20 protein-coding genes are annotated in these 25,829 nt (G+C 41.6%); 8 read left to right on the forward strand and 12 right to left on the reverse strand.

Features of this window, described 5'->3' with window-relative positions; genetic code table 11:
• Positions 1-55: 55 nt before the first annotated feature.
• Positions 56-487: a thioredoxin family protein gene (locus BMY70_RS16360; RefSeq protein ID WP_229209649.1), complete on the forward strand. Its 432-nt coding sequence runs from the start codon at positions 56-58 to the stop codon at positions 485-487.
• 172 nt (positions 488-659) lie between these two features.
• Here BMY70_RS16360 and gmd read toward each other — a convergent pair whose 3' ends face one another.
• Positions 660-1,772, reverse strand: coding sequence for a GDP-mannose 4,6-dehydratase (gene gmd, locus BMY70_RS16365; protein WP_090336948.1), 1,113 nt, complete (start codon positions 1,770-1,772; stop codon positions 660-662).
• Between the two features lie 61 nt (positions 1,773-1,833).
• Positions 1,834-2,316 carry an SPOR domain-containing protein gene (locus BMY70_RS16370; protein WP_229209650.1) on the reverse strand — a complete coding sequence of 161 codons (483 nt, stop codon included), beginning with the start codon at positions 2,314-2,316 and terminating at the stop codon, positions 1,834-1,836.
• Positions 2,317-2,519: 203 nt separating this feature from the next.
• Between BMY70_RS16370 and murB the strand changes: the two genes are divergently transcribed.
• Both murB and BMY70_RS16380 read left to right on the forward strand, forming a co-directional pair.
• Complete coding sequence (gene murB / locus BMY70_RS16375; protein ID WP_177197047.1) at positions 2,520-3,530, forward strand: UDP-N-acetylmuramate dehydrogenase; 1,011 nt, start codon at positions 2,520-2,522, stop codon at positions 3,528-3,530.
• Between the two features lie 10 nt (positions 3,531-3,540).
• Complete coding sequence (locus tag BMY70_RS16380; protein WP_090336955.1) at positions 3,541-4,782, forward strand: hypothetical protein; 1,242 nt, start codon at positions 3,541-3,543, stop codon at positions 4,780-4,782.
• Here the strand turns inward: BMY70_RS16380 and BMY70_RS16385 are convergent.
• From BMY70_RS16385 to BMY70_RS16400, 4 genes are all read right to left on the reverse strand, one after another.
• Positions 4,750-6,750 carry a T9SS type A sorting domain-containing protein gene (locus BMY70_RS16385; RefSeq protein WP_090336957.1) on the reverse strand — a complete coding sequence of 667 codons (2,001 nt, stop codon included), beginning with the start codon at positions 6,748-6,750 and terminating at the stop codon, positions 4,750-4,752. The two genes, BMY70_RS16380 and BMY70_RS16385, sit on opposite strands and share 33 nt — an antisense overlap.
• Before the next feature lie 352 nt (positions 6,751-7,102).
• The gene (locus BMY70_RS16390) at positions 7,103-7,813 is read right to left on the reverse strand and encodes a glycosyltransferase family 2 protein (protein WP_090336959.1); all 711 of its coding nucleotides are present in this window, start codon (positions 7,811-7,813) and stop codon (positions 7,103-7,105) included.
• A 55-nt stretch (positions 7,814-7,868) separates the two neighbouring features.
• Positions 7,869-8,777, reverse strand: a complete 909-nt coding sequence (locus tag BMY70_RS16395; RefSeq protein ID WP_090336961.1) for an ROK family protein — start codon at positions 8,775-8,777, stop codon at positions 7,869-7,871.
• A 73-nt stretch (positions 8,778-8,850) separates the two neighbouring features.
• Positions 8,851-9,561: an SDR family oxidoreductase gene (locus BMY70_RS16400; RefSeq protein WP_090336963.1), complete on the reverse strand. Its 711-nt coding sequence runs from the start codon at positions 9,559-9,561 to the stop codon at positions 8,851-8,853.
• Between the two features lie 62 nt (positions 9,562-9,623).
• Here BMY70_RS16400 and BMY70_RS16405 point away from each other — a divergent pair, with 62 nt between their 5' ends.
• Both BMY70_RS16405 and BMY70_RS16410 read left to right on the forward strand, forming a co-directional pair.
• Positions 9,624-10,352 carry an MlaE family ABC transporter permease gene (locus BMY70_RS16405; protein ID WP_090336965.1) on the forward strand — a complete coding sequence of 243 codons (729 nt, stop codon included), beginning with the start codon at positions 9,624-9,626 and terminating at the stop codon, positions 10,350-10,352.
• Positions 10,353-10,415: 63 nt separating this feature from the next.
• Positions 10,416-11,177: an ABC transporter ATP-binding protein gene (locus BMY70_RS16410; RefSeq protein ID WP_090336967.1), complete on the forward strand. Its 762-nt coding sequence runs from the start codon at positions 10,416-10,418 to the stop codon at positions 11,175-11,177.
• Here the strand turns inward: BMY70_RS16410 and BMY70_RS16415 are convergent, their stop codons facing one another.
• From BMY70_RS16415 to BMY70_RS16440, 5 genes are all read right to left on the reverse strand, one after another.
• Positions 11,178-12,695: an oligosaccharide flippase family protein gene (locus tag BMY70_RS16415; protein WP_090336968.1), complete on the reverse strand. Its 1,518-nt coding sequence runs from the start codon at positions 12,693-12,695 to the stop codon at positions 11,178-11,180.
• Positions 12,696-12,850: 155 nt separating this feature from the next.
• A complete protein-coding gene (locus BMY70_RS16420) occupies positions 12,851-13,456 on the reverse strand; it encodes a TetR/AcrR family transcriptional regulator (protein ID WP_090336970.1) in 606 nt (201 codons plus the stop codon).
• 396 nt (positions 13,457-13,852) lie between these two features.
• On the reverse strand, positions 13,853-14,731 hold the full coding sequence (gene fabD, locus BMY70_RS16430; RefSeq protein WP_090336973.1) for an ACP S-malonyltransferase: 879 nt from the start codon (positions 14,729-14,731) through the stop codon (positions 13,853-13,855).
• Positions 14,732-14,842: 111 nt separating this feature from the next.
• Positions 14,843-17,740: a T9SS type B sorting domain-containing protein gene (locus BMY70_RS16435; RefSeq protein ID WP_090336975.1), complete on the reverse strand. Its 2,898-nt coding sequence runs from the start codon at positions 17,738-17,740 to the stop codon at positions 14,843-14,845.
• A 262-nt stretch (positions 17,741-18,002) separates the two neighbouring features.
• The gene (locus tag BMY70_RS16440; protein WP_090336977.1) at positions 18,003-20,900 is read right to left on the reverse strand and encodes a T9SS type B sorting domain-containing protein; all 2,898 of its coding nucleotides are present in this window, start codon (positions 20,898-20,900) and stop codon (positions 18,003-18,005) included.
• Positions 20,901-21,322: 422 nt separating this feature from the next.
• Here BMY70_RS16440 and BMY70_RS16445 point away from each other — a divergent pair, with 422 nt between their 5' ends.
• The 3 genes from BMY70_RS16445 to BMY70_RS16455 all read left to right on the forward strand — a co-directional run bounded on the left by BMY70_RS16445 (position 21,323) and on the right by BMY70_RS16455 (position 24,960).
• On the forward strand, positions 21,323-21,994 hold the full coding sequence (locus BMY70_RS16445; RefSeq protein ID WP_090336980.1) for a succinate dehydrogenase cytochrome b subunit: 672 nt from the start codon (positions 21,323-21,325) through the stop codon (positions 21,992-21,994).
• Positions 21,995-22,098: 104 nt separating this feature from the next.
• A complete protein-coding gene (locus BMY70_RS16450) occupies positions 22,099-24,087 on the forward strand; it encodes a fumarate reductase/succinate dehydrogenase flavoprotein subunit (protein WP_090336983.1) in 1,989 nt (662 codons plus the stop codon).
• A 120-nt stretch (positions 24,088-24,207) separates the two neighbouring features.
• A complete protein-coding gene (locus tag BMY70_RS16455) occupies positions 24,208-24,960 on the forward strand; it encodes a succinate dehydrogenase/fumarate reductase iron-sulfur subunit (RefSeq protein WP_218148646.1) in 753 nt (250 codons plus the stop codon).
• A 201-nt stretch (positions 24,961-25,161) separates the two neighbouring features.
• Here BMY70_RS16455 and BMY70_RS16460 read toward each other — a convergent pair whose 3' ends face one another.
• Complete coding sequence (locus BMY70_RS16460; protein ID WP_090337820.1) at positions 25,162-25,788, reverse strand: OmpH/Skp family outer membrane protein; 627 nt, start codon at positions 25,786-25,788, stop codon at positions 25,162-25,164.
• Positions 25,789-25,829: the final 41 nt, after the last annotated feature.

Consider the following 25,829-nt stretch of genomic DNA (forward strand, 5'->3'; position numbering starts at 1 on the left):
TTTTCGTTATTTGTTCAAACTATAATATAACCAAGCAATGAAAGGTTTTCAAAAAATGATTTCACTGTTGCTAGTGGCAGCACTTACCTTTTCAACGGTATATGCTAATGACGGCGACAAGAAAGACGCCAAAGCAGTTGGAATTAAGTTCTCGGAAGGAAATTGGGCTGCAATTTTAAAGAAAGCAAAAGCGGAAAAGAAAATTGTTTTTCTTGATGCGTATACAACCTGGTGCGGGCCCTGTAAGCTTTTGCAAAAAAATGTTTTTACAAAACCAGAGGTAGGAGCATTATTCAATCAGAAATTTATCAACGTGAAAGTAGATATGGAAAGTGGTGAAGGTCCGAAACTTGCTAAAAAATATCCTTTGGAAGGTTATCCGACATTATTCTTCATCGATCCGGATGGAAAAATCGTTAAACAGGTTATTGGCTATCAAAATCCTGAAACTTTGCTTAGTATCGGTAAGGCTATTCCTGCAATTTAATTATTGTCAGGAAGTTCTGAAAAATTCAGGGTTTGTTGAAATGAGAGTCAGGTATGGTCATTTGTTGGCCATACCTGTTTTTGTTTAAAATAAAAAATGTCAGGCTTTATCATTGCTCAGGCATTTCCTGACTACAAATGATAAAACCTGACAATAAATGACTTATAAAATTCTATTCGTAATAGTTCATCACACGGTGACCGCTGTTTTCCAGCAACTGATCTTTCTTGAACAGCGTTAAATCTGCGGTAACCATATCATTGACAAGTGCTTTCAAATCATATTTTGGTTTCCAGCCAAGCTTCGTCATTGATTTGGTTGGATCACCAATCAATAATTCAACTTCTGTCGGACGGAAATATCTTGGATCAACCGCGACAACTTCCTTGCCAATTTCGATTTGATATTTTGGATCGTTACATTTAACTACCTTTGCTGTTTCTGCCGCACCTTCGCCTGAAAATTCAAGTTCTACGCCAACCTCAGCAAAAGCCATACGAACGAAATCACGGATACGCGTTGTAATACCTGTTGCAATAACAAAATCTTCGGCAACTTCCTGCTGCAAAATCAGCCACATCGCTTCGACGAAATCTTTGGCATGCCCCCAGTCACGCTGTGCATCCAGATTTCCAAGGAAAACTTTATCCTGTAAGCCCAATGCAATTCTCGCAACAGCTCTTGTAATTTTACGTGTAACGAAAGTTTCTCCGCGCAGTGGAGATTCATGGTTGAAAAGTATACCATTTACCGCATACATATCATATGCTTCGCGATAGTTTACCGTAATCCAGTAACCGTATAATTTTGCAACAGCATACGGAGAACGAGGGTAAAATGGTGTGGTTTCAGATTGAGGAACCTGTTGCACCAAACCGTATAACTCCGAAGTCGAAGCCTGATAAATCTTAGTTTTTTTTGTAAGTCCAAGCAGACGAACAGCTTCAAGGATACGAAGTGTTCCAATTCCGTCAACATTTGCAGTATATTCTGGTTCTTCAAAACTCACCTGAACGTGAGACATCGCACCAAGATTGTATATCTCGTCCGGCTGAACTTCCTGAATTATTCTGATGATGTTCGTAGAATCACTCAAATCACCATAATGCAAGTGGAAACGAACATTTTTTTCATGCGGATCTTCATAAATGTGATCAATCCTTTGGGTATTGAACAAAGAGCTGCGGCGTTTGATACCGTGCACTTCATAACCTTTGCTCAATAGCAATTCCGCCAAATAGGCACCATCCTGCCCGGTAATCCCTGTAATTAATGCCTTCTTCATCGTAAATTAGTATGTATATAAAATACAAAGATAAAATTATTAGTCAACTTTGAAATTCCGCCTATTCTGCGGATGCGCGGACCATCATACTACGCTTGATATCAACGCGGTCTGCCAGGATCACTGCGGAGGAATATTGCCCGCGGATTTGTTCAAGATAATGTTCTGCATCACTCCGGTACATAAAATCTCCTGCTTTCACACGGTAGGTGGGCTGGGAGTAGCTTACATAAGGACTTAGATCAGGAAATAACTGGTAAATGTAGGCTTTCGCATTATCAGCTTCCTGACGCACATTTCCCACATACAACTGTATTCTGAATCCGCTTATAAATTTGATCGCTTTATTCTGCTGAGACAGGGTGTCCAACACTGTCTGAAGTCTTTTATTGACATTTAAAGTTTTTCCGTTCGCAACTTTGGTATTATTTTCAACTGCGGTAGGTTTTGATTCTGCCTTTTTTCCGAAACTGGGTTCTACGTATTCAAAACGTGGCCTTACCGAAGAAAGGTCTTCGCGATAATCTGCTGATGAAGCGCTCATTGTACTCTTTTTACTACACCCGGAAATTGCGAGGAAGCCAAGAGGAAGAACGAACAAAAATATTTTTTTTTTCAGCGACATGGATAAATCAATTCGTGATGAACTCACAAACTTAACCAAAATTAGAGAGATAATCCATCCCGGTGTGCTATTTTGAATCTAATACCTAACTTTGCTTTGGTAATTGAATACAATCCATACAAATGCAACACCATGTTTCCCTGCGCAATCTGAATACCTTCGGTCTGGAATCACAGGCGCAATCTTTTGAGGAGGTAAAGTCGGTGGAAGAGCTTACCGAAATCCTTAAAAATCCGGATCTGAAAAATACACCGAAGTTCATTCTGGGGGGTGGAAGCAATATTTTGCTTACCCGGGATGTCGATGCTTTGGTAATAAAAATATCAATTGGCGGTATTGAAAAAGTTAAAGAAGATGATGAGCACATTTGGCTTCATGCGGGCGCTGGTGAAAAATGGCATGATTTCGTAATGTATTGTGTGGAGCACGGATATGCGGGTATTGAAAATTTATCTTTAATTCCGGGGACGATCGGTGCAGCGCCGATGCAGAATATCGGAGCCTATGGTGTTGAAATAAAAGATGTAGTTGAAACCGTGGAAGCAATTTTTTATGATTCGGCAGAAACGAGAGTTTTCTCAAAAGAAGAATGTAATTTCGGATACCGGGAAAGTGTTTTCAAACATGAGTTAAAAGGAAAATGCATTATTACCGGCGTTACCTTTCGTCTTAATAAAAAGCCTGTCTATCATGTCGAGTACGGTGATATTCAAAAAACATTGCAGGAAGCAGGTATAGAATCACTTTCTATAAAAGCTGTCAGCGATGCGGTGATCAAGATCCGGAAAAGCAAATTGCCGGACCCGGCCGAAATCGGAAATGCAGGAAGTTTTTTTAAAAATCCTGAAATCCCGGAAGAACAATTTAATAAACTTAAAACAGATTATCCGGCATTACCAGGTTATCCGGTGAGTCCTGGATTCATTAAGGTTCCGGCAGGCTGGCTGATCGAGCAGGCTGGATGGAAGGGCTTTCGCGATGGTTCAATAGGTGTTCATACCCGGCAAGCGCTTGTCCTGGTTAATTATGGTGGCGGCAGTGGAGAAGAAATTAAATTGTTGTCACAAAAAATTCAAAAATCCGTTGAAGAGAAATTTGGTATTTCTTTGATCGCCGAGGTGAATTTTATCTAAAATAAATATCATGAGTAGCAGAAAGCTCTACACATCCATCGTTATTCTTATCCTGTTCGTCACAATATTTTTTCTGAAACAGAATTTTTTGGGAGAACTGTATCAGGATGAAAATCATTATCTGCCGACAGCTGTTTTTTTTAGTAAGGAACCAGTTCCGTCACTGGATCTTTTGAAAAGTTATAACGAGCTTAACACTCCGGTTCCGTTTATTCTTGGTGGCTGGACCGTAAGTGTTTTTGGAGAAAATATTCAATGCCTGCGTCTATTGACTTATGCTGTAAGTTTTGTTTTGCTAATGACCTTTGTATGGTCAAGTCCTGATAATTCGAAGCGTTTTTTTCTGTGTCTCGCGGGATTGATGATTTTCCCGAATTATTATTTGTGCAGTGTTTATTACTACACAGATATTTTTGCCATGCTTGGAGTCCTGGCTGGCACGGTCGCTTATTTGCGAAAGACGCATTGGTGGGGGATGCTTTTCTTCATTGCCGCGGTCAGCAGCAGGCAATACATGCTGGCTTTTCCTGCCGCAATTGTTGCTTATGAATTTCTTGAACTACTGAAAAAAGATTTCAGTATCCCGAAATTTATATCTGGTTTGTTCAAGGATCTGACATGGCTTCCTTACGCACTGGCTGTATTAAGTATTCTTCCCTGGGTTTTACTTTGGAAAGGACCGGCACCGGCGGCGGTAATGGCTGACCAATATTACGATTCTGATAAGCTTATTCAGTATAACTTCGGTTATGTGATTTACTCATCTGCCTGCCTGGCGATTTATTACGTTATTCCGGAAATTTTAATCACGAAGAAGTTGCGGTATTTTATTGAATACCCTAAAACCCATCCCGGATTTTTCATTACGTTTCTTGTCCTGATTGCGGCGTTGATAACGCTTTTTCCCGCCAAACAAGCTTATAATCCTTATTTTACCTGGCCGTATCTTGGTTACGTTGATCAGTTGTTAATGACGATCGGGATCACAGGCTTTATCAAACAGGTTGTTTTTGGCTTACTGATGCTGATCACTTTGATGCGTTTTATTTCTCCTGGGTTCAATCTTGCAGGTTGTGTAGTGGTTATCAATATTCTGCTTTTAGGAAAGGCTCAATTGTCGTGGGACAAATATTCTCTGCCGATGATAATGGTATTATGGTTTCTGGCCATGTTTGACTATCACTGGCCTTTTTCGGTCAGTGATAATCAAAGCGAAAAATTACTTCACAACCAAAACCCGGTGCGTGGTTGATTTTTCGCCGGAATGCACTTTTACGATGTAAGTACCCGTGCTTAGTTTATTCGTATGAAGCGTCACCCATTCATTTCCAGGATAGATTCTTGTTTCCATTCTAACTCCGGATGAAGAAAAAATATCAACCTGATCAATCTTGTCGGAGGCTGAAACGATATTGATCACATCAATCGTTGGGTTCGGATACACATTAATTTTAGCGATTGCTTCATCCACTACGTCGTCCGATCCTTTGATGAGTTTTAAATAGGCAATTGGAGATTCCGATTTATCAGTATACCCTCTGATCTGATATCTGTATTCTTCTCCTTTTTTTGCCGAAGGGTCAGTGTACTCAGTCTGATCTTTCGATAAGTAAACAATTTCGTGAGTCTGCAGAGAATCTTTCCCGTGCAGCCTTTCCAAAATATATCCCGTAACATTGGGGAGTTTGTTCCAATTCAGCACAATGTTATTTTTCGGTTCAGAGCCGGTAAGGGTTAACGTTCCAAGGTCAAAATAAGGATTGATCGTGTTATGATGGAAAGCAAAGGCCCGGAAACCTCTCGTGTTCTTTAAAAAAGGACCAATATATACCCAGGGCGCTGTGACAAGACCAGAGTAATGATATTTTGAAGGTAAGTATTTTATTAACGTATCGTTTCCGACGGTTTTAAGTGAGACAATAATACGGTTCGCTTCGGCCCTTCCCGCCTTTAATTTCTGCCACTCTTTATTTAAGTAGAAAAAATCCTTGACAGAATAAGTGGAAAATGGTTCCTGACTACCTTCAATATTTGCATTAAGCGTATCATTCGGATAAACCATCTGCTGATAATCTTCAAACACCATCGTGATCTCATCCCGATTAGGAGTGGAGTAAAAGGCTTTTTGAAAACTAGGAGACGTTGCTTTTTCTTTTTCGCCATAATGATAGAATCCAGCCATTTCTGCAAGATCCCGGCCAACCTGCAGATAACCATTCAAGCCGTAGTGAAAGCCATTCCAGTCAGGAGCACCTAGTGCGGCGTAGGGCTGAATGATCGGATATTTTTTATTTAAGAGTCTCTGCTGTTCCCTGAAAGCGCCGATTCTGTCGTCGTAAGCTCCTCCTCCAAACAATGGCAATTGGAAAACATACATTTTTTCAATCATGGGATAGTCTTCCTGCAAGTTTGCCATGAGCTTGTCAAAACGCGGAGCCCAAACGCTTGGATCGTCAGAAGCCGCTTCGGCTTCTCCCTGCCAATAAAATATGCCTTTCAGGTTTGGTAAAAGACCTGTTTGCTGAGCGTAATTCAGTAGAATACCATATCCCGTAGAAGCATCTGCATGATTATTTGGGTTTCGGTTTGTAAGGTCGAGGATCGAAGCACCTGCTAAAGCTCCGTTGATAACACAGGTAGGAATTTTGTATTTTTCGGCGACCCTACGTTGAAATTCAATGCCAAAAATTCCTACGCGTGGTGTGATCTCATTTGATAAGTCCCAGCCATTTCCATTTCCCAGCGATCCAAAAGTGCGGCAAAATTCGTTGCGATACATGTAATCAACTTCCCAGGCAACAGCATTGGATTGACCATAAATAATGTAAAAATCTCCCGCTACAACATCATCCCGGCGAACAATAAGGGCGGAATCCGTAGATGACTTACATGCGTAAACTTCAAAAGCATATTCTGCCAGCTCTGCCTTAATTTTGGATGTCAGGCTGAACGGGGCGGTTGATCCTGAATACGCCAATGCGCCTTTCTGGTATCCGATTTTCGTTTTGTTTCTGTATTTAACGACAGAAACATATGCATAGCCGGAGGATTGAATTTTACCGGAAATCGTGATATCTGCTTCCTTGTTTTTGTCTCTCGCGAAAAGTTGTTTGTTTGCCGGAAGCTTATCAAAAGCGGCCACGCCAATTGTTTGTGCATCAGTCCGGTAAAGACCGATTGCGAGCAAAAAAAGAAAGGATAATAGTAGATTTTTTTTCATAGATGTATAGCGGCTCGTCTGTATTAATTCGCTGAGCGATCGGATGATTTTAGTGCGATTTCTTTAAAGCGTTGAAATTAACTCTTTTAAACAAATATTACAGAAGGGATGGATGAGTTTATGAATCTCTCCGGGTAAATTCTATTATTGAAGCAATCGAATATTGCTTCGTTCGCGAAGAAGTTGGTATTATCAGGGATGAAATAAATTCATCATAAAAAAATTTATTCAGGAAAATGATTGCAGTGCGAAGCCTTGCATCAACTGATCAGAAATATAAATTAGTGAATAAGTAACAAAAAATAATAAGCCTGGCTAGCCGGACTTACTATTTTTGTTGCTTATAGCCGGACTAGTTTCCCAGTCCGTAGCGAAGAATACAATAGATTGCTCTAAAACCATCCTTCCAGTTTATTTTTTTGCCCTCTTCGTAGGTGCGGCCGTAATAAGAAACACCGACTTCATAGATGCGGATGTTAGGAACTTTGGCAATTTTTGCCGTAACCTCCGGTTCAAACCCGAATCGTTTTTCTACCAGTGTCAGGTTTTTAAGAATATCTGCTCTGAACAACTTGTAACAGGTTTCCATATCCGTCAAATTCAGATTTGAAAACATATTACTTAAAGCCGTCAGAAATTTATTTCCGATTGTGTGCCAGAAAAACAGGATCCTGTGCGGCTTTCCGCCCATGAAACGTGAGCCATATACCACGTCTGCGAATCCGTTTATTATAGGTTTTAATAAAATATTAAACTCCCGCGGGTCGTATTCCAGATCGGCATCCTGCACAATAATATAATCCCCGCTCGCTTTATGTATTCCGGTATGCAGCGCCGCCCCCTTTCCCTGATTGTACTCGTGACGAAAGTAACTTATTTCAACAAATGGATTCTCCGCAATAAATTTTTTCACCATTCCTTCTGTATTATCAGAAGAACAGTCATTTACAACCACTATCTCGCGTTGAAATCCTCCGATGAGCTCGATGGATTTTAACTTGTCCAACACATTCCAAATCGTCTTTTCTTCGTTGTAAGCAGGTACAATTATGGATAACTTCATGCGGGGTTTATTGGTAAACAAAAAATATTATCAAAGGCCGGATAGACAGAATTTGTTATTCAAAACACAATGATGCAGCACCCAATAACCCAGCGTCGTTTGCAAGCGTGGCTCTTTTGATGCTGATTGTCTTCATATAGTATGGAGTGAGCCAGTAACTAAACCTCTCATTAATCGCCGGCAAAATATATTCAAAGGATGCTGAAATACCTCCGCCGATCAAAATCGTAGTGATATCCAGAATTCTGATCATGGAAACCAGTCCTTCTCCCAAAAGATAACCCATTTCCTGGAAAATCTGCTTCGCCAATTCGTCGCCGGCCCCGGCAGCTGCAACCAAACCAGTTGTAGAAATGGTACCATTGTCGGGCAATTGCGTTTTTCCGGTGTAAGACGCTCTCATAGAATGCGCCAGATCCAAAAGTTCCTTCTTTCCAATGTTGCGTTCAAGCACTTTTCCACCTTTTGAAGGAACGTGTCCTGGCTCCATTGCATTTCCGCCTCCGCCTTTGAAAACTTTTTTATCAATAATCGCAGCACCGCCGATACCGGTTCCAAGTGTTACGAAAATATAATCTTCAGGAAGTTTGTCTTCACCGAAATAATACTCTCCAAGCGCAGCTGCATTTGCATCATTTTCCAGAAAAAAATCATGTTGAGGAAAACGGGCTTTTAAATCGGGAACAATCGCAATTCCGTCAATTTCAGGAATCGCAGTGATTTCCAGTAACGTGGTACGATCACGTGAGATCAGGCCGGGAACGCCTATTCCTACTCTTTTAACTTCTGTATGTTCAACCAGCTGCAAAGCGATGGCGTCGCCGAGTCTTTCGATAAAATGTCCTGAATTGCGCCAGCTAGCGGTATCGTGGCTATAAAAATTAGAAATTCTCCCGTCTGTAGCGTCAACGATCCCCATTTTTACGTTAGTACCGCCCACGTCTATACCAAGGTATTGTTCCATGAAATGAAATAAGGGTTTTATAAATAATTTTAAAAATGCGGCAATTTAGCAAAAATGCTTTATTCTTTACTAATCAATCTAGATCTCCGAGCTGTGGTCTGATTAAAATTTCTTCGAGCACTGCTCTGGAAGAGAGCGAGTAGGCCGACCAGATCGCTTCGGCAACATCGTTCGGATCTATAAATCTTTCAGTAGGAAGATCGGTGCCTTTCCAGCTGTCTGTGAGTGTCGCACCTGGTAAAACTGCTGTTACTTTCACGCCGTGCGGTTTCATTTCTTCTCGTAAAACTTTGGTCATACCGTATAAAGCAAACTTTGAAATACAATAGGAACCTCCGTTTGGATATGCCGTGATGCTGGCCGTAGAACAAATTGTAAAAATATGTCCTTTTTTTTCAGTCATCATTTTATCAACAACGCCTCTTGTTAGATGATAGGCGCTATAAAGATTTGTTTCAATAGTTTTTTCAAGCGTTCCTTCTTCCTCGTTATGGACTTGCCCGGGAATAAAAACACCGGTATTATTAATCAGAACATCCACAGGACGTTCAAGTGATTTAATGAAACCGATAAATGAATTCAATTCAGGCCGAATTGAAAGATCTGCTCTTTGGAAAAAAACTTCTGCATTTAAAAACTTCCCCTTCATCTCTTTTTTCAGTTCAAAAAGATCGTTTTCGTTTCTTGCGCAGGTAATAACATCGAAACTTGCAGCCAAAAACCGTTCAATCAAAGCTTTTCCAATACCTTTTGTCCCGCCGGTTATTACTACTAATGGATTCATTTTTCTATTTGGCTCTTTTTTTGTCTAATTTTCCCGAAAATATTGAATACAATTAAGATATGATGTCTGTAATCGGAAAATACTTTATTTTTTTAGGCTCCCTCTTTGGCAAAGGTGAGAAATTGTCGGTCTACTGGCGGCGTTTTATGGAGGAGAGTGTCGGAATTGGTGTTAGCTCTATCTTTATCGTAGCGATCGTTTCTACTTTTATTGGAGCAGTTTCCTGTATCCAAACCGCTTACAATCTCGTCAGCCCTATTATACCCGTGTCCACTGTTGCACTTATCGTGCGTGATATGCAGATTCTGGAACTTGCTCCGACAATTACATGTATTGTTTTAGCAGGAAAAGTTGGGTCAAATATTGCCAGCGAACTGGGCACGATGCGCATTACTGAGCAAATTGATGCGCTGGAAGTGATGGGGATTAATTCTTCCTCGTACCTGGTTCTGCCGAAAGTACTGGCTGCGATGTTTACCTTTCCGATGTTGGTTGTTATGGCCGCATTTCTGGGAATTTTTGGTGGATATCTCGCCGGAACTTTAACAGGTGTTATTACTGAAAGAGATTATCTGTACGGTATTCGCGATTCATTCGTGCCTTACAACCTCTTTTTTATGTGTGTAAAACCGTTTGTATTCGGTTTTTTAATTGCTACTATATCCTCTTACCAGGGATTTTTCACGCAGGGCGGAGCTCTGGAAGTTGGTAAATCCAGTACGCAGGCTGTTACAAACAGCTGTATTTCTATCCTGGTAGCCGATTATTTGTTAGCGCAGCTATTGTTATAATTAGAATTTCTGATCATCCTTTCTCAACGATTGTTTTGATCTCAGATAAATTACAAACCTGAAATGATTGAAATAAAAGATATTAACAAAGCATTTAATGGTAAGACCGTACTGAAAGGTATATCGAGCACATTTAAAGAGGGTGAAATAAATCTTATTATTGGTGGTAGCGGAACAGGAAAAAGCGTTTTGTTAAAATGTATGATCGGTTTGATCAAACCCGATCAGGGAAGTGTTTTGTATAACGATCGAGATTTTTATAATTCGGATAAAGAAACACGGCAAGCGATCAGAAGAGAAATGGGCGTTTTGTTTCAGGGAGGCGCACTTTTTGACTCGCAGACGGTTGAGGAAAATGTACGTTTTCCATTAGACATGCTAACAGAATTTTCAGCAAGCGAAAAGAAAGAACGTGTTGATTTTTGTCTCCAGCGCGTCGGACTCGAGGCTGCCGGAAAAAGAATGCCATCGGAGATCAGTGGTGGTATGAAAAAACGTGTAGGTATTGCCAGAGCAATCGTAATGAATCCGAAATATCTTTTTTGTGATGAGCCTAACTCCGGACTGGACCCGCTTACATCAGTTAAAATCGATGAACTGATCAAAGAGATAACTGAGGAATATAAAATCACGACCATTATCATCACCCACGATATGAATTCGGTAATGGAAATTGGTCAGAACGTGATGTTTTTATATCAGGGTGATAAACTCTGGGAAGGTATCAATACGGATATTACCAAAACGACAGTGCCCGAGCTGAATGAGTTTATTTTTGCGAACAAACTTTTACGGGATGCAGCAAAGGAAAACGAAAATAAATGATTATTTAAAACCAAGTTTCCGCTGAAACCTTACCGGCAAAGCTTTTCGCTCCACAAAAAATACGATTCCACAGAATACAACGAAAAATAACATGTGATAAGCCAGGCTCACTGTGGAACCTGATGGAATCAGGTATGCATCAAGTAAAATAAAAGCCCCACCGCCGATAATGTAGCCGAGTGCCGAATTGAGATGATAAGGGATCGGATAATATTTTTGTCCGTAATAATAACAAAGGATCATCATGACTAGTCCGGAGGAGGCAAAAGCAAATCCACAGCCCAGATACCCAATTTTAGGTACTAAAATTAAGTTCAGCAGGATCGTAATTCCTGTGCCGGTTAACGTGATATAAGTGCCGTACTGCGTTTTATTGGAAAGTTTGAACCAGGTGGCCAGGTTATAATAAATCCCCAGAAACAGAAAACCGAGTAGAAGCCACGGAACAACGGATAAACCTTCGTGATAAATTTTCTTTCTTAAAAATAATTCTGCCAGTAAGTGCAGGTTCAGACAAATCCCAACCCACATGGTTGCACAAATCACAATGAACCATTTCATTACCTCTGCAAATAGAGACGGCGCATTTTTGTCTTCTGCTTTGGAATAAAAAAATGGCTCTGCCGCGTATTTGAAAGCCTGAATGGCGAGGTTCATGAAAATGGATAATTTGAAACATTGCCCATAAATTCCGATTGCGTCTTTGGTTGTCCGGTTCGGATAGAAGTTTGGCTGAAGAAGATACTGTAAAAATGTCCTGTCAAAAAGCAAATTTGTTACGCCTGCAAGATTCATGATGAAAAGTGGAAAGGCATAAACCCACATTGGTTTGAATAATGTCGGATTAAACACAAACCTGAAATCGGCAAACTCACGATACAAAAACGCAAAAAACATAAGGTTCGCGACCAGGTTTGCCAAAACGATATAACCTGCTGCGACATTTGGATTATAGAAAAGATCGATAGCAGGCTTTAAGACACCAAGATATTTTTCATTGTAAATATCCCTGCAGACGATCAGAAAGAAGAAGTTTAGTGCAATATTCATCAGGATATTAAAAACGCGGGCAGAGACGAATTTTTTTGCCTTCTTTTCAAGTCTTAATCTCGCAAACGGAATGGAAACAATTCCGTCAATAGCCATAATGACTGCCATCCAGCGAACCAACATGACTTCTTCGGGGTAGTGAATTATACTGGCAACCTGTTCTGCGAACAGAAAAATGCTTCCCGAGAAGAAAACACTGACCAGAATTACGGCGCTCAGCACCAGGTTAAAATATTGCTGGCGGTCACCTTCTTTCCTCGCAAACCAGAAATAAGCACTTTCCATTCCGAAAGTATAGATTACAAGGGAAAGACCTGCGTAGCTATATAACTGAACCTGCGAGGCGAGCTGCTCCGGTAAAAATAATTTTGTATGTAAAATGACAAGCAGGTAATTGAGCATTCTCCCCAACATGGTACTCACTCCGTACATTACCGTATCCCCGGCAAGTTTCTTTAAGCTGCTCATATTTACTGACCTGTCAACGAAGATCTAAGATTTGGCATGATTTTGATTGTATCTCCGTCCTGCAAATATACGCGAAGTGACTGCTTTTTACTCGTATCAAAAATAAAAAGAGTCCTTCCCGTATCTGGGAAGGACTCAGAAGAATCGATTTATTTTTACGCGATCGTTGCGATGATCCTATGAATAACGTTTTCAATTCGTTTCCATCCTTCGTCCGAATGCAAGTCCACATCGATCATTTTCTCACGATAATCCGTTGCGATCGTCATGTAGTAGATACCAGCGGTAAGAAAAGCCATCAGCGCACTTGTGTCTTTAAAATTTGGCAGTTCTCCAACTTTTTCTACAATCCTTGTAGCAATTTGATTTCTCGCGTCGGAGAGCATCGATTTACCTGTACCGATTTCCCAGCGCAACAAATCTCTTGTCGCCTTACGCTCGCGTAAATCTGTCAGGAATGTCTGCATGAGATCTGAAAGTACCTGGCTGCGTTCTTCGGGCGGAACGACGTTCATGTTGTCGATATATTCATCGGCCATCGTGGATGTATACTCTCCGGATTTAACATATTGTTCCATCAATCCGTCTACGCTTTCAAAGTATCTGTAAATCAGTACTTTGTTTACGCCGGCTGTGCGAGCAATCAGGTTTACACCAACTTTTTCCGTGCCATGCTGCTCAATAACTTCGCCAACGGCTTTGAGAATTTTTCCCTTGGTTCGTTCTCTGTCTCTTTTTTTAACTTTTGTGTCGATTTTCATTTACGGGGCATTTAGGTTATACATAGTAAATGTAACATTTCGTCCGAAAATATTTATCATATTTCAAGAAGTTATGTAACCTTTTTTCTTCTTTGGTTGCCTAATAATTATTCACCGGAAAATAAATCTCACGAATTGAAATTTTGGCGGACCTGAATTTGTAGAAGTTTTTTAAATCGACGTGCAGGATTTGGGGCAAAAAGAAAAAAGAGCTCATTTTAAAATGAGCTCTTTGCTAAAAAGTTGTTGGCCGACAAGGACTCGAACCCTGAATGAGACAACCAAAATGTCCAGTGTTACCATTACACCATCGGCCAATACCGTGTTAGTGGGTGCAAAAGTAATATGAGATTTTTAAGTTGTCAAGTTTTTTGGGAAAAATTTTTAAAATATTTTTCAGATGCTTTTCAACTCAACGCCGTTTGAGATCTTTTTAATCAATCCCTGAAGTACTTTTCCGGGACCGGATTCGATAAATATTCCAGCACCATCAGCCACCATTTGTTCAACAGACTGCGTCCATCTCACCGGAGCGGTAAGTTGCGCAATCAGATTTTCTTTGATAACAGAAACTTCGGTAGCTGGTTTTGCATTGACGTTCTGATAAACAGGGCAAATCGGAGCTTCGAATTCTGCACTGTTAATGGCAGCTGCCAATTCTTCGCGAGCAGGTTCCATAAGGGGAGAGTGGAAGGCGCCACCAACCGGAAGTATCAGTGCACGTTTTGCACCAGCCGCCTTCAATAATTCGCAGGCCTTTTCCACACCTTCAATGGATCCTGAAATTACAACTTGTCCAGGGCAGTTATAGTTTGCCGGAACCACGATTTCGTCAGTAATGCCTGCGCAGATATCTTCTATCGTTTTATCGTTTAGGCCAAGAATGGCTGCCATCGTTGATGGGCGTATCAGACAAGCTTTTTGCATGGCATCAGCACGTTTTGCCACAAGGCGTAACCCGTCTTCGAAAGATAAAGCTCCGACAGCAACTAAGGCGGAAAATTCTCCTAGAGAATGTCCTGCTACCATTTCCGGTGCAAAATCAGGACTCACTTTTGCAAGAATAACCGAGTGGATAAAAATGGCTGGTTGCGTAACGTTGGTTTGTTTAAGCTCTTCGTCAGTACCCTCAAACATGATCTTCGTGATATCGAAGCCCAAAATTTCGTTTGCCTGATCAAACATTACCTTTGCTGAGTCGGAATTCTGGTAAAGATCCAGACCCATTCCTTTGAACTGAGAACCCTGGCCTGGAAATACGTAGGCTGCTTTCATGATTATTGGATTTTTTAAAATTGTCTTAACAAAATTTGAGCCCGACTCTTGCGAATCGGGCTGCAAATTAACGACTTCAATATGAAAGAAAAAAAACGCAGTTCGCTGGTATTATCGTAAGACCTGCACCCATCCTTTAAATTGCGCTGGTTTTCCTTCGCGTTGAACGGATTCGAAATAGACAGTCAGTTCGTAATAATATTGTCCGGCAGCAAGCTCGTTTCCGGAATTATTTTTTCCATCCCAATTGATGTTTACATCATTAGTCTCAAATACTTTTGCTCCCCAGCGATTAAAGATTTTAAATTCAACTGCCTGAACAAAACTTGGACAATCCAACGGTTTGAAAGTATCGTTTTTTCCGTCACCGTTTGGTGTGATAACGTTTGGCAGTTCAATGATCGGACAGTTGTCCTTGCAAACCGTATTGCTTGGCGCACTTTCTGTTCCGTATTTATTCACAGCGGTTACGTAGTAACAGCCCGCAAAAGAAGTCATTCCTTCATGTGCAAAAGAAGTGGAAGCCGGCGCGGCAATTTCTTTCAGCAAAGTAGGCGTGTCGCCTTCATACCGTGTATAGTACAAACGGTAAGCAATAATATTCTGGTCACATTCATCATTTTGCGGATAAGTCCAGGACAGATTATTGGTAAATGAAGTCTGTCCGCAATACGTATCTCGATTAACTTCCGCACAATTCAGCTCATCGATGGATAACACAGGAACGCAAGGCTTTGTCGTATCGGAAGCCGATATGCAAATGATCTGCGAGAAATTGTAGAGCGGGTCAACCTTAATTTGAGAATCGTTGTATGATCCAACCGTCTCAACTTTATAACAATAAACAGAATCCCTCGCGATCGATACATTCACTGTTCCATCCGCAGCATATTTGTCCGTTCCGTCATCTGTGAAGGTATAACTCTGTGGACCTTGTACCGTAACATCCGCAATCCGGTTAAAAGTACCAGGTCTGGATTTATCTTCCCTGTAGACTCTGTGCACCTGATTATCATTGCTCCAAGGCACATTTGCCGTCCAGTTTAAGCGGATACTTGTCGGATCAGCCTGTCCTTGGGATAATCTCACACTACTTGCGATTTCAGTTTCGTCCAGTTTTACGAGACTGCCATTTTGGGTATAATAATATTCAATTTTATATCGATAGGCATTGGCAACTGTATTTAGGTTTCTGTCGATGTAACTTACCAGTTCATCTGAACCAGGGTTAATCGTACCATCAATTGTAGCAATATTTGAAAAATCTGTTCCACTCAGCCCGCTTGCACGGAAAAGTCTGTATTGAACCGGATTTGAAGCGCCGGCAGGCAGTGTAGGTTTCATCCATTTCACTGTAATCACTCCCGTTGTTTCACTTGTTGAATCAACTGTCACATTCGTGATTACAGGCATAATTAAAGGTTCCTCGATACAAACCTGTTCAGAAGCCATACTTTCTCCACCGCCAATCAAATAGCCAGGTTCATTGATATCAGAACCTGGTCTTGGAAATTCAACTACAATTCTGTAACTGTATGAGACACCAGCTTCAAGTCCGGTATTGTTATTATTATCTACATAAAAGGTTTCTCCGATACCCACCCGGGCAATTTCTTCATAACCCGAACTCGCTGGGATACCGGTTATACAAACGTCGGTCGGGATAGCTCTACATCCTTCTCTTCTATAAATCACAACTCTTGCACCAGGTATCTGACATTTGTAAGAATCCCACGTCACTCTGAAAGCTTTTCCGGCAGCATCCGTCACCGGAACAGCCCGGAGATTGTCCGGCTGCGGTCCGTAAACTCTGATCTTCAACGTTGTCATATCGACGAGTTTCCTGAACAGAGTAGGATTCGGAGCTCCCGGCGCCGGGCCGTCTTCGACTTTAAAAAGTACGTCGTAAGGTTCGAGTCGTATATGATTACAACCTGTTTGCCAGGTAAGCTGGCCGGTGACCGTATTTTGCGCACCCTGCTGCGGGACATTGAAAGTCGCATAAGCGGGTGATATCAGTGCAGCATTTTGATATAGGCCGCTTGTACTTGTCAGCGTTAACCTGTCTCCATTTTTGTCAGTTGCCCGTACCGTTTGATTGATGAGTGTACCTGCTTCAACACAAATGTCAGGCAACGGTTCAAGAACAGGTCTGTCATTTCTCGCATCCTCAACAATGATTTGCATATCACGGACAATCTCGCCGATTTTTACACCATCTCTCCATTCTTCTACTATAAAAGCAACATTGTAGTATCCTTTTGTAGTGGGTGCATCCCAGATCAAATCCCCGGTTATAGGGTTCATACTAAAAGTAGCGGGCGATTGACCTGCCTCTGTGGCACCGGGAGGAAATGCAAGATTAGGTTGTGTGTATCCCAAATTAACTCCTAATCCTCCTCTGCGTGTGCTTTGTTGCGGCCGGTAAAGGCGATAGGCAATACTGTCTCCGTCTGCGTCGAAAGCTCCGGGATTGTGAATGTATCGTTGTCCGACTGCTGCAAGATCAATCGGTGCATTTAGAAGAACAGGCGTTTGATTTAGGCCAACAAAAGAATTGATCACAATGGAAGTATTGACATAAAAATTCAGGGAATTAGTAGGCAGCGGGGTTAAATTTAGGATCCCGTCATTCCTGTTATCAATCGTGACAGAAATATTCCAGTTGCCAGCCGATGGAAAAACATGCCGGGTAGTGTAGACGTTTTGTGTGGTGCTGTTTCCAATATCTCGGGTTAATATTCTATCCACACGAACAGGTGTGGCGGCAGCTCCATCCGTTGGGCCATTATAAAAATACATTAAAACAAAAGTCTGTTGGTCGGCTGCCGGTTTACCGGTTGCGATATCAAAATATCCTGTATAGGTTACATCATAGGCAAGTGGATTGCCGGGGACTCGTTTCGCAGTAATTTCACCTGCCCGCGAGTGTGTAGCATATGCTTTTTGACTTACGGAAAGACTAATAATAAGTATCAGAAGGTACAGACAATGTAGAGTTGAGCGCATGTGCTTATAACTTTAAAAGATAGAGGTTGCCATTTTTCAACAACGGCGATCATTGTTATTGGAAGATTTCTTACAGATAATATCCGGGATTGTTCCACAATTATCTATTCAACGAAATTTTTTTAAAAAATGTGTGTGCTGAGTAAATGAATGTCGATCGTCGGATACTTGATTTAAATATTTGTATTTATCAGTAAAAAGGAAAAAATAAAGCCCGACTCAAAAGAACCGGGCTTTAAAATATTTTTCAAAAATTCAGAGACTATCTCAGCACCTGCACCCATCCTTTAAATTGCGCTGGTTTTCCTTCGCGTTGAACGGATTCGAAATAGACAGTCAGTTCGTAATAATATTGTCCGGCAGCAAGCTCGTTTCCGGAATTATTTTTTCCATCCCAGTTGATGTTTACATCATTAGTCTCAAATACTTTTGCTCCCCAGCGATTAAAGATTTTAAATTCAACTGCCTGAACAAAACTTGGACAATCCAACGGTTTGAAAGTATCGTTTTTCCCGTCACCGTTTGGTGTGATAACGTTTGGCAGTTCAATGATCGGGCAGTTGTCCTTGCAAACCGTATTGCTTGGCACACTTTCTGTTCCGTATTTATTCACAGCGGTTACGTAGTAACAGCCCGCAAAAGAAGTCATTCCTTCATGTGCAAAAGAAGTGGAAGCCGGCGCGGCAATTTCTTTCAGCAAAGTAGGCGTGTCGCCTTCAAACCGTGTATAATACAAACGGTAAGCAATAATATTCTGGTCACATTCAGCATTTTGCGGATAAGCCCAGGACAGATTATTGGTAAAAGAAGTCTGTCCGCAATACGTATCTCGATTAACTTCCGCACAATTCAGCTCATCGATGGATAACACCGGAACGCAAGGCTTTGTCGTATCGGAAGCCGATAAGCAAATGATCTGCGAGAAATTGTAAAGCGGGTCAGCCTTGATCTGCGTATTGTTGTATGATCCAACGGTCTCAACTTTATAACAATAGACAGAATCTTTAACGATCGATATACTTACCGTCCCGTCAGCTGCATACTTATCTGACCCGTCATCTGTGAAAGTATAACTCTGTGGACCTTGTACCGTAACATCTGCAATTCTGTTGAAAGTGCCGGGTCTTGATTTATCTTCCCGATATACTCTGTGCACCTGGTTATCATTGCTCCAAGGCACATTTGCCGTCCAGTTCAGACGAATACTTGTCGGATTTGCCTGACCTTGAGACAACCTTACGCTGCTTGCAGTTTCTGTTTCGTCCAGCTTTACAAGACTTCCTGCCTCTGTATAATAATATTCAATTTTATAATTGTAGGCATTCGCAACCGTATTCAGACCTCTGTCCACATAAACCGTATCCGCTGCATTGGCCGATAAATTGGTATTAATCGTTGCAATGTTGGTAAAAGCAGTGCCGTTGAGCCCTGTTGCACGGAAAAGTTTGTATTGAGCAGGAACGGAAGCTCCTTCCTGAAGCGTTGGCCGTGTCCATTTCACAGTGATTTGTCCGTTTGTCTCATTCGTCTCGTCAACCGTAACATTAGTGATGACAGGCATAATTAACGGCACTTCGATACAAACCTGATCAGAAACAATGCTTTCTCCACCGCCGACTAAATATCCTGGTTCATTGATGTCTGAACCTGGTCTTGGAAATTCTACTACAATTCTATAACTATACGAAATACCCGATTCCAGGCCAGTGTTATTATTATTGTCAACATAAAAAGTTTCTCCGATACCAACCCGGGCAATTTCTTCGTAACCTGAACCTGCTGGAAGTCCTGGCTGACAAACATCAATTGGAATAACTCTACAGCCTTCTCTTCTGTAAATCACAATTCGCGCACCTGGAACAGGGCATTTGTAAGTATCCCATGTTACACGGAAAGCTTTTCCAGCAGCATCTGCCACCGGAACGGCGCGCAAATTTTGCGGTGGCGGACCATAGACACGGATGTTAAAGGTTGTGAAATCGACAAGTTTTCTAAATAATGAAGGATTCGGAGTTCCTGTTGCCGGACCATCTTCTACTTTAAATAATACTTCATATGGCTCGAGCCGGACATGATTACAGCCAGTCTGCCATCGGAACTGACCTGTAATGGTTGATTGCGCTCCTTGTTGAGGAACCGTGAAGGTTGCATAAGCAGGCGATATGAGTGGCGTTGCCTGGTAAACGCCGCTCGTGCTTGTAAGCGTGAGTTTGTCGCCGTTTTTATCTGTAGCCCTGATGGTCTGATTGATCAGCGTTCCGGCTTCGACACAAAGTTCATCTATGGGATCCAGCTTTGGGCGGTCATTTCTGGCGTCCTCCACTATAATCTGCATATCTCTGATGATCTCACCAATTTTAACACCATCGCGCCATTCCTCCACCACGAACGCAACATTGTATAATCCTTTGGTAACGGGCGCATCCCAGATGAGATCGCCGGTGAGAGAATTCATGCTAAAAGTTGCCGGCGTCTGACCAGTTTCGGTCGTGCCGGGAGGCGTTACCAGATTGGGATTTTTGTAGCCAAGATTTTCACCTAAACCTCTTGAAGTACCTTGTTGAGGTGTGTAAAGTCGGTAAGCAATACTATCTCCATCAGCATCAAAAGCACCGGGATTGTGGATATAACGTTGTCCGACAGCGGCAATATCAATCGGAGCATTCAACAAAACCGGGGTCTGGTTAACGCCTACAAATGAGTTGATTACAATATTGGTATGTACATAAAAATTAAGACGGTCAGTTGGTACCGGACTCAAATTTAAAATGTTAACATTTCGGTTATCAATAGAAACAGAAATACTCCAGTTGCCGGCCGAGGGAAAGACATAACGCGTAGTATAAATATTCTGAGTCGTGTTGTTTCCAATATTCCGTGTCAAAGCATCGATACGGTCCACTTGTGTCGGTGCTGCGTTGGTGCCGGAAGCTCCGTTGTAAAAATACATCAAAACAAATTTCTGAGCTTCTGCCGCTCCGATACCATTTGGGCTGACATCGAAATAACCAGTAAATGTTACGTCGTAGGCAAGCGGATTGTTGGGAACACGTTTAGCTGTAATTTCGCCGGCTCTTGCGTGCGTCGCATAAGCCCTGTTTCCAAAGGCAAAGCAGATCAATAGAAGGAGTAAAACCTGAAATTGTAGATTATTGCGCATATAATTTAATTACTTTATCCTGAATAGAGGCAAACACTTCACTATCGGTCCAAAATACAGATTGTCTGCAATATTAAATAATGACTGTGATATCTGTTAAAGCAAACATTTTTATCTCAAAAATAAAAATGGCTGGTCTCAATATCATAGAAACATCAACGAAAAATCTATTTTAAAATGTATTTACCTATTCGTAATAAAACCACTGTTTGCGGCAAATTAACCTGTTAAATTTTGGCCTTTAATCAGTCTGGCGACTTTCAGCGGTAAATTAATCAGAAGGGGTATTTAATAATCATTATAAATTGTAAAGCGGTCCATAAAAATGATCCTCTTTTATTGTCTCGCAAACGTTTGTGCCATACCTTTGAAAGGTTCTAAATATACCTCATTTTTTTGTACTAAAACTATTCGTGTTTGCTATGTCTTGGTTTACACAAGCGTTAACAAGTTCCATCGGTAAGAAGCTGATCATGTCGCTTACCGGTTTATTTTTGATCAGTTTTCTGGTAATACATGCGACCATCAATGCAATGATTTTTTATAATGATGGCGGCGAAACTTTTTCTCATTGGGGGCATTTTATGGGTACTAACCCCATTATCCGTACACTGGAAATTGGTCTGGTTTTAGGTTTCCTGATCCATATTGCTGACGGCCTCTGGCTGACTAAAAATAACAATGATGCACGACCAGTGAAGTATGCTGTGACAAATGCCAAAGCAAACAGCACCTGGTATTCACGCAGTATGGGTTTGTTGGGTACGCTGATATTGATCTTTCTGGTGATTCACACATCGCACTTCTGGATTCCGAATCGCAGCAACCAGTTTGCAACAGGAGAAGAACTTAATCTGTATCAGATGATGCTTGACATATTCCAGAATATCTGGGTTGTCATCATTTATGTACTCGGTTGCTTTTCACTTGCATGGCATTTACTGCATGGTTTTCAAAGCGCATTTAAAACATTGGGTTTATACCATTTTAAATACAATGGCGCGATTCAGGTCGTAGGGGTTGTATTTTCAATTGTTGTCCCGCTTCTTTTTGCACTGATGCCTGTTTCGATATACCTCGGATGGGTTTATTAAATTCCAAGTGTTTGACCGTCAGTATAATTAAATAGCTGACTGTTGAATATTCTTGACAAAGTTGTTGAATCTAATTTTTCAGGTTAATTAACATTTCAAAATATATGGCAACTTCATCTCGTCTGGATGCCAGAATACCTCAAGGCTCGCTGGAAGATAAGTGGAAAAAATACAAATCATCAGTACCCCTTGTAAACCCTGCCAACAAGCGTAATATTGAAGTAATTGTAGTTGGAACCGGTCTGGCTGGTGCTTCTGCTGCTGCAACGCTGGCGGAAATGGGATATAAAGTAAAAGCTTTTTGTTTCCAGGATTCACCTCGCCGTGCGCACTCAATCGCGGCACAGGGAGGTATTAATGCTGCTAAAAATTACCAGAACGATGGTGATTCTGTTCACCGTCTTTTTTACGATACTATTAAAGGGGGGGATTACCGGTCACGCGAAGCCAATGTGCATCGTCTGGCGGAAGTTTCAGGAAATATTATTGACCAGTGCGTCGCACAGGGTGTTCCTTTTGCACGTGAATACGGCGGGCTTCTTTCCAACCGTTCTTTCGGTGGAGTGCAGGTTCAACGTACATTTTATGCAGCAGGACAAACAGGTCAGCAGCTTTTGTTAGGTGCTTACTCAGGTTTGCAGCGCCAGGTTGGTATGGGGACAATCGCCATGTACAACCGTCACGAAATGCTTGACGTTGTAAAAATCGATGGAAAGTGCCGTGGTATCATTGCAAGAAACCTGATCACAGGAGAACTGGAAAGACATTCAGCGCACGCCGTTTTGCTCTGTACAGGTGGTTACGGAAATGTTTTTTATCTGTCGACAAATGCGATGGGTAGCAACGTAACGGCTGCATGGAAAGCACACAAACGCGGAGCATTCTTCGCAAACCCATGTTTCACACAAATTCACCCGACTTGTATTCCGGTATCTGGTGAGCATCAGTCGAAATTGACTCTGATGTCAGAATCACTTCGTAATGATGGTCGTATCTGGGTGCCGAAAAAACAAAACGATACACGTCCTGGAAACGAAATTCCTGAAGAAGAAAGAGATTACTACCTGGAACGCCGTTATCCTGCTTTTGGGAACCTGGTTCCTCGTGATATTGCTTCCCGCGCTGCGAAGGAAAGATGTGATGCAGGATATGGAGTAGGCTCTTCTAAACTGGCAGTGTTCCTTGATTTCTCCGCTGCTTTCCACCGTTACGGACAAGGAGAAGCAAATAAAAATAACATTACTAACGCCTCAGAAGCTCAGATTCTTGAATGGGGTAAAGCAGTAGTGAAAGAAAAGTATGGCAACCTTTTCGATATGTACAAGCAGATCACAGGAGAAGATCCTTATGAAGTGCCTATGCGTATTTATCCTGCGGTTCACTATACAATGGGTGGACTCTGGGTTGATTACAACTTAATGACAACTGTTCCGGGATTGTATTCATTAGGAGAAGCAAATTTCTCAGATCACGGTGCAAACCGTTTGGGGGCTTCAGCATTGATGCAAGGTTTGGCGGATGGTTATTTTGTAATTCCAATCACTGTCGGAGCTTACCTGGCAGGAGAGATCAGAACCGGTAAAATTTCTACCGATCATGAAGCATTCGTTCAGACTGAAAAAGAAGTAAAAGACAGAATTGAGAAATTGATCTCCATTAAGGGAAATACTTCGCCTGAGTTGTTCCACCGCCGTTTAGGTAAGATTATGTGGGATAAATGTGGGATGGCACGTAATGAAAAGGGATTAAAAGAAGCCATTGTGGAAATCCGTGCATTACGCGAAGAATTCTGGAAAGATGTGAAAGTAATGGGTAAAATCGGTGATTTCAACCCGGAACTTGATAAGGCAAACCGTGTTGCGGATTTCATCGAGTTAGGTGAGTTGATGTGTATCGATGCGCTGACAAGGAATGAATCTTGCGGAGGCCACTTCCGTGAAGAATACCAGACAGAAGAAGGTGAGGCCCTTCGCGACGACGAAAACTTTATGTTTGTGTCGGCGTGGGAACATATCGCGACTGAGAAATGGGAACTTCACAAGGAAGACCTTGTTTATGATAACATTAAAATCGCTCAGAGAAGTTATAAATAGCCAGGGGCTTTCGGCTTTCAGCTATCGGCTTTAAATCCGGTACTTCTTATGAGTTTTATAACTAAATAAATTTCGTTAATAGTTAATCATTAACAGTTTAGAAAAATGAGTGCAGGCAATATGCGTCTTACGCTTAAAGTGTGGAGACAAAGCAATACAGATACACAAGGAGGATTCGAGAATTATAATCTGGATGGTGTTTCTCCGGATATGTCTTTCCTTGAAATGTTCGATATTCTTAACGAACAATTAATTGAAGAAAATAAAGAACCAGTCGCATTCGATCACGATTGTCGTGAAGGTATCTGCGGAATGTGTTCTATGTTTATAAATGGCCAGCCTCACGGACCTTTGAAAGGCGTAACAACCTGCCAGTTGCACATGCGCTCTTTCCAGGATGGTGATACCATTACTGTTGAACCATGGAGAGCAGCAGGATTTCCTGTTATCAAGGATTTGGTTGTAAATCGTGATGGCTTTGACCGTATTATATCCGCAGGTGGTTTTGTGTCTGTTAACACAGGTAACGCGCAGGATGCCAATAGCCTTCCGATTGCGAAAGAAAATGCCGACGACGCATTTGCAGCTGCCGCTTGTATCGGTTGCGGAGCTTGTGTAGCAGCTTGTAAAAACGCGTCTGCGATGTTGTTCGTATCAGCGAAAATTTCACAACTTGCTTTGTTGCCGCAGGGGCAGGCAGAGCGAAGTATCCGTGCAGAGAAAATGGTTGCACAGATGGATGCGGAAGGTTTCGGTAATTGTACTAACACCCACGCTTGTTCGGCTGAATGTCCAAAAGAAATCAGTTTCGAGAATATTGCACGTATGAACCGCGAATATCTAGGAGCGAAAGTTTCTTCGAAAGCAGTTTAGAAAGTATAAGTTCGAAGGAAATCAGAGATATAAAAGGGACGGCTTATTCATTTAAGTCGTCCCTTTGTGTTATAAAACGTCAGCTTTATTGTCAGAAATTGAAATGGCAACACGTTTAAAAGGCATCGCTCAGAAAGAGAAAAGGCGACCGATATATCAGTCGCCTTCGCACAAAATTCCTTGATTAAGAACTGTCAGAAATTATTTCTTAGCAGTACTGTCAGCAGAAGCCTTACCAGCATCCGATTCTTTGTAAGTTTTGTTCAAACCTTCGATGATTTTCTGAGTTACATCAAGAGATTTGTCAGCAAATAAAATTCCGCCGCCCAAAGAATATCCCAGCACATATTCGTAGTTATTTTCTTTGTTATACTTTTCAATATAAGCTCTGATTTGCTTGTAAAGCTCTTCATTCTTACCAGCTTCTTCCTGTTGAAGTCCAGCCATTGCCTGATCACGGTAAGCAACAAGATCCTGCTGTTTTTTCATCAACTGAGCTTCGGTAGAACGCGCTTGATCTGGCGTCATTGTTTGTGCTTTTTGTTGGAAAAAAGCAACTTCATTCTGCAAAGAGCGTCCTTTTGTGTTCAACTCATTTTCCAATTGGAAATGTTTGTTTTCAAGCGCTTTCTTGGTATCCTTAAAGAAATCGTAATTCGTCAAAAGAGAATCGACCTGAACATACACAGTACGACGGCCAGCCACAACTCCTCCGTCTGATGATCCTGCACCTGCTTCTGATTTATTTCCTGAGAAATGTAAGAAAAATAACACCGCTACGGCTATGCTGAGCACGATGTTCCAAATTAACGAAGTATTGTTATTCACGTTTTTAAGGTTTTGTTTTTTTAGAAAGAGCCGCAAAGATA

The sequence above is a fragment of the Dyadobacter koreensis genome, from assembly GCF_900108855.1.
GTDB classification, from domain to species: domain Bacteria; phylum Bacteroidota; class Bacteroidia; order Cytophagales; family Spirosomataceae; genus Dyadobacter; species Dyadobacter koreensis.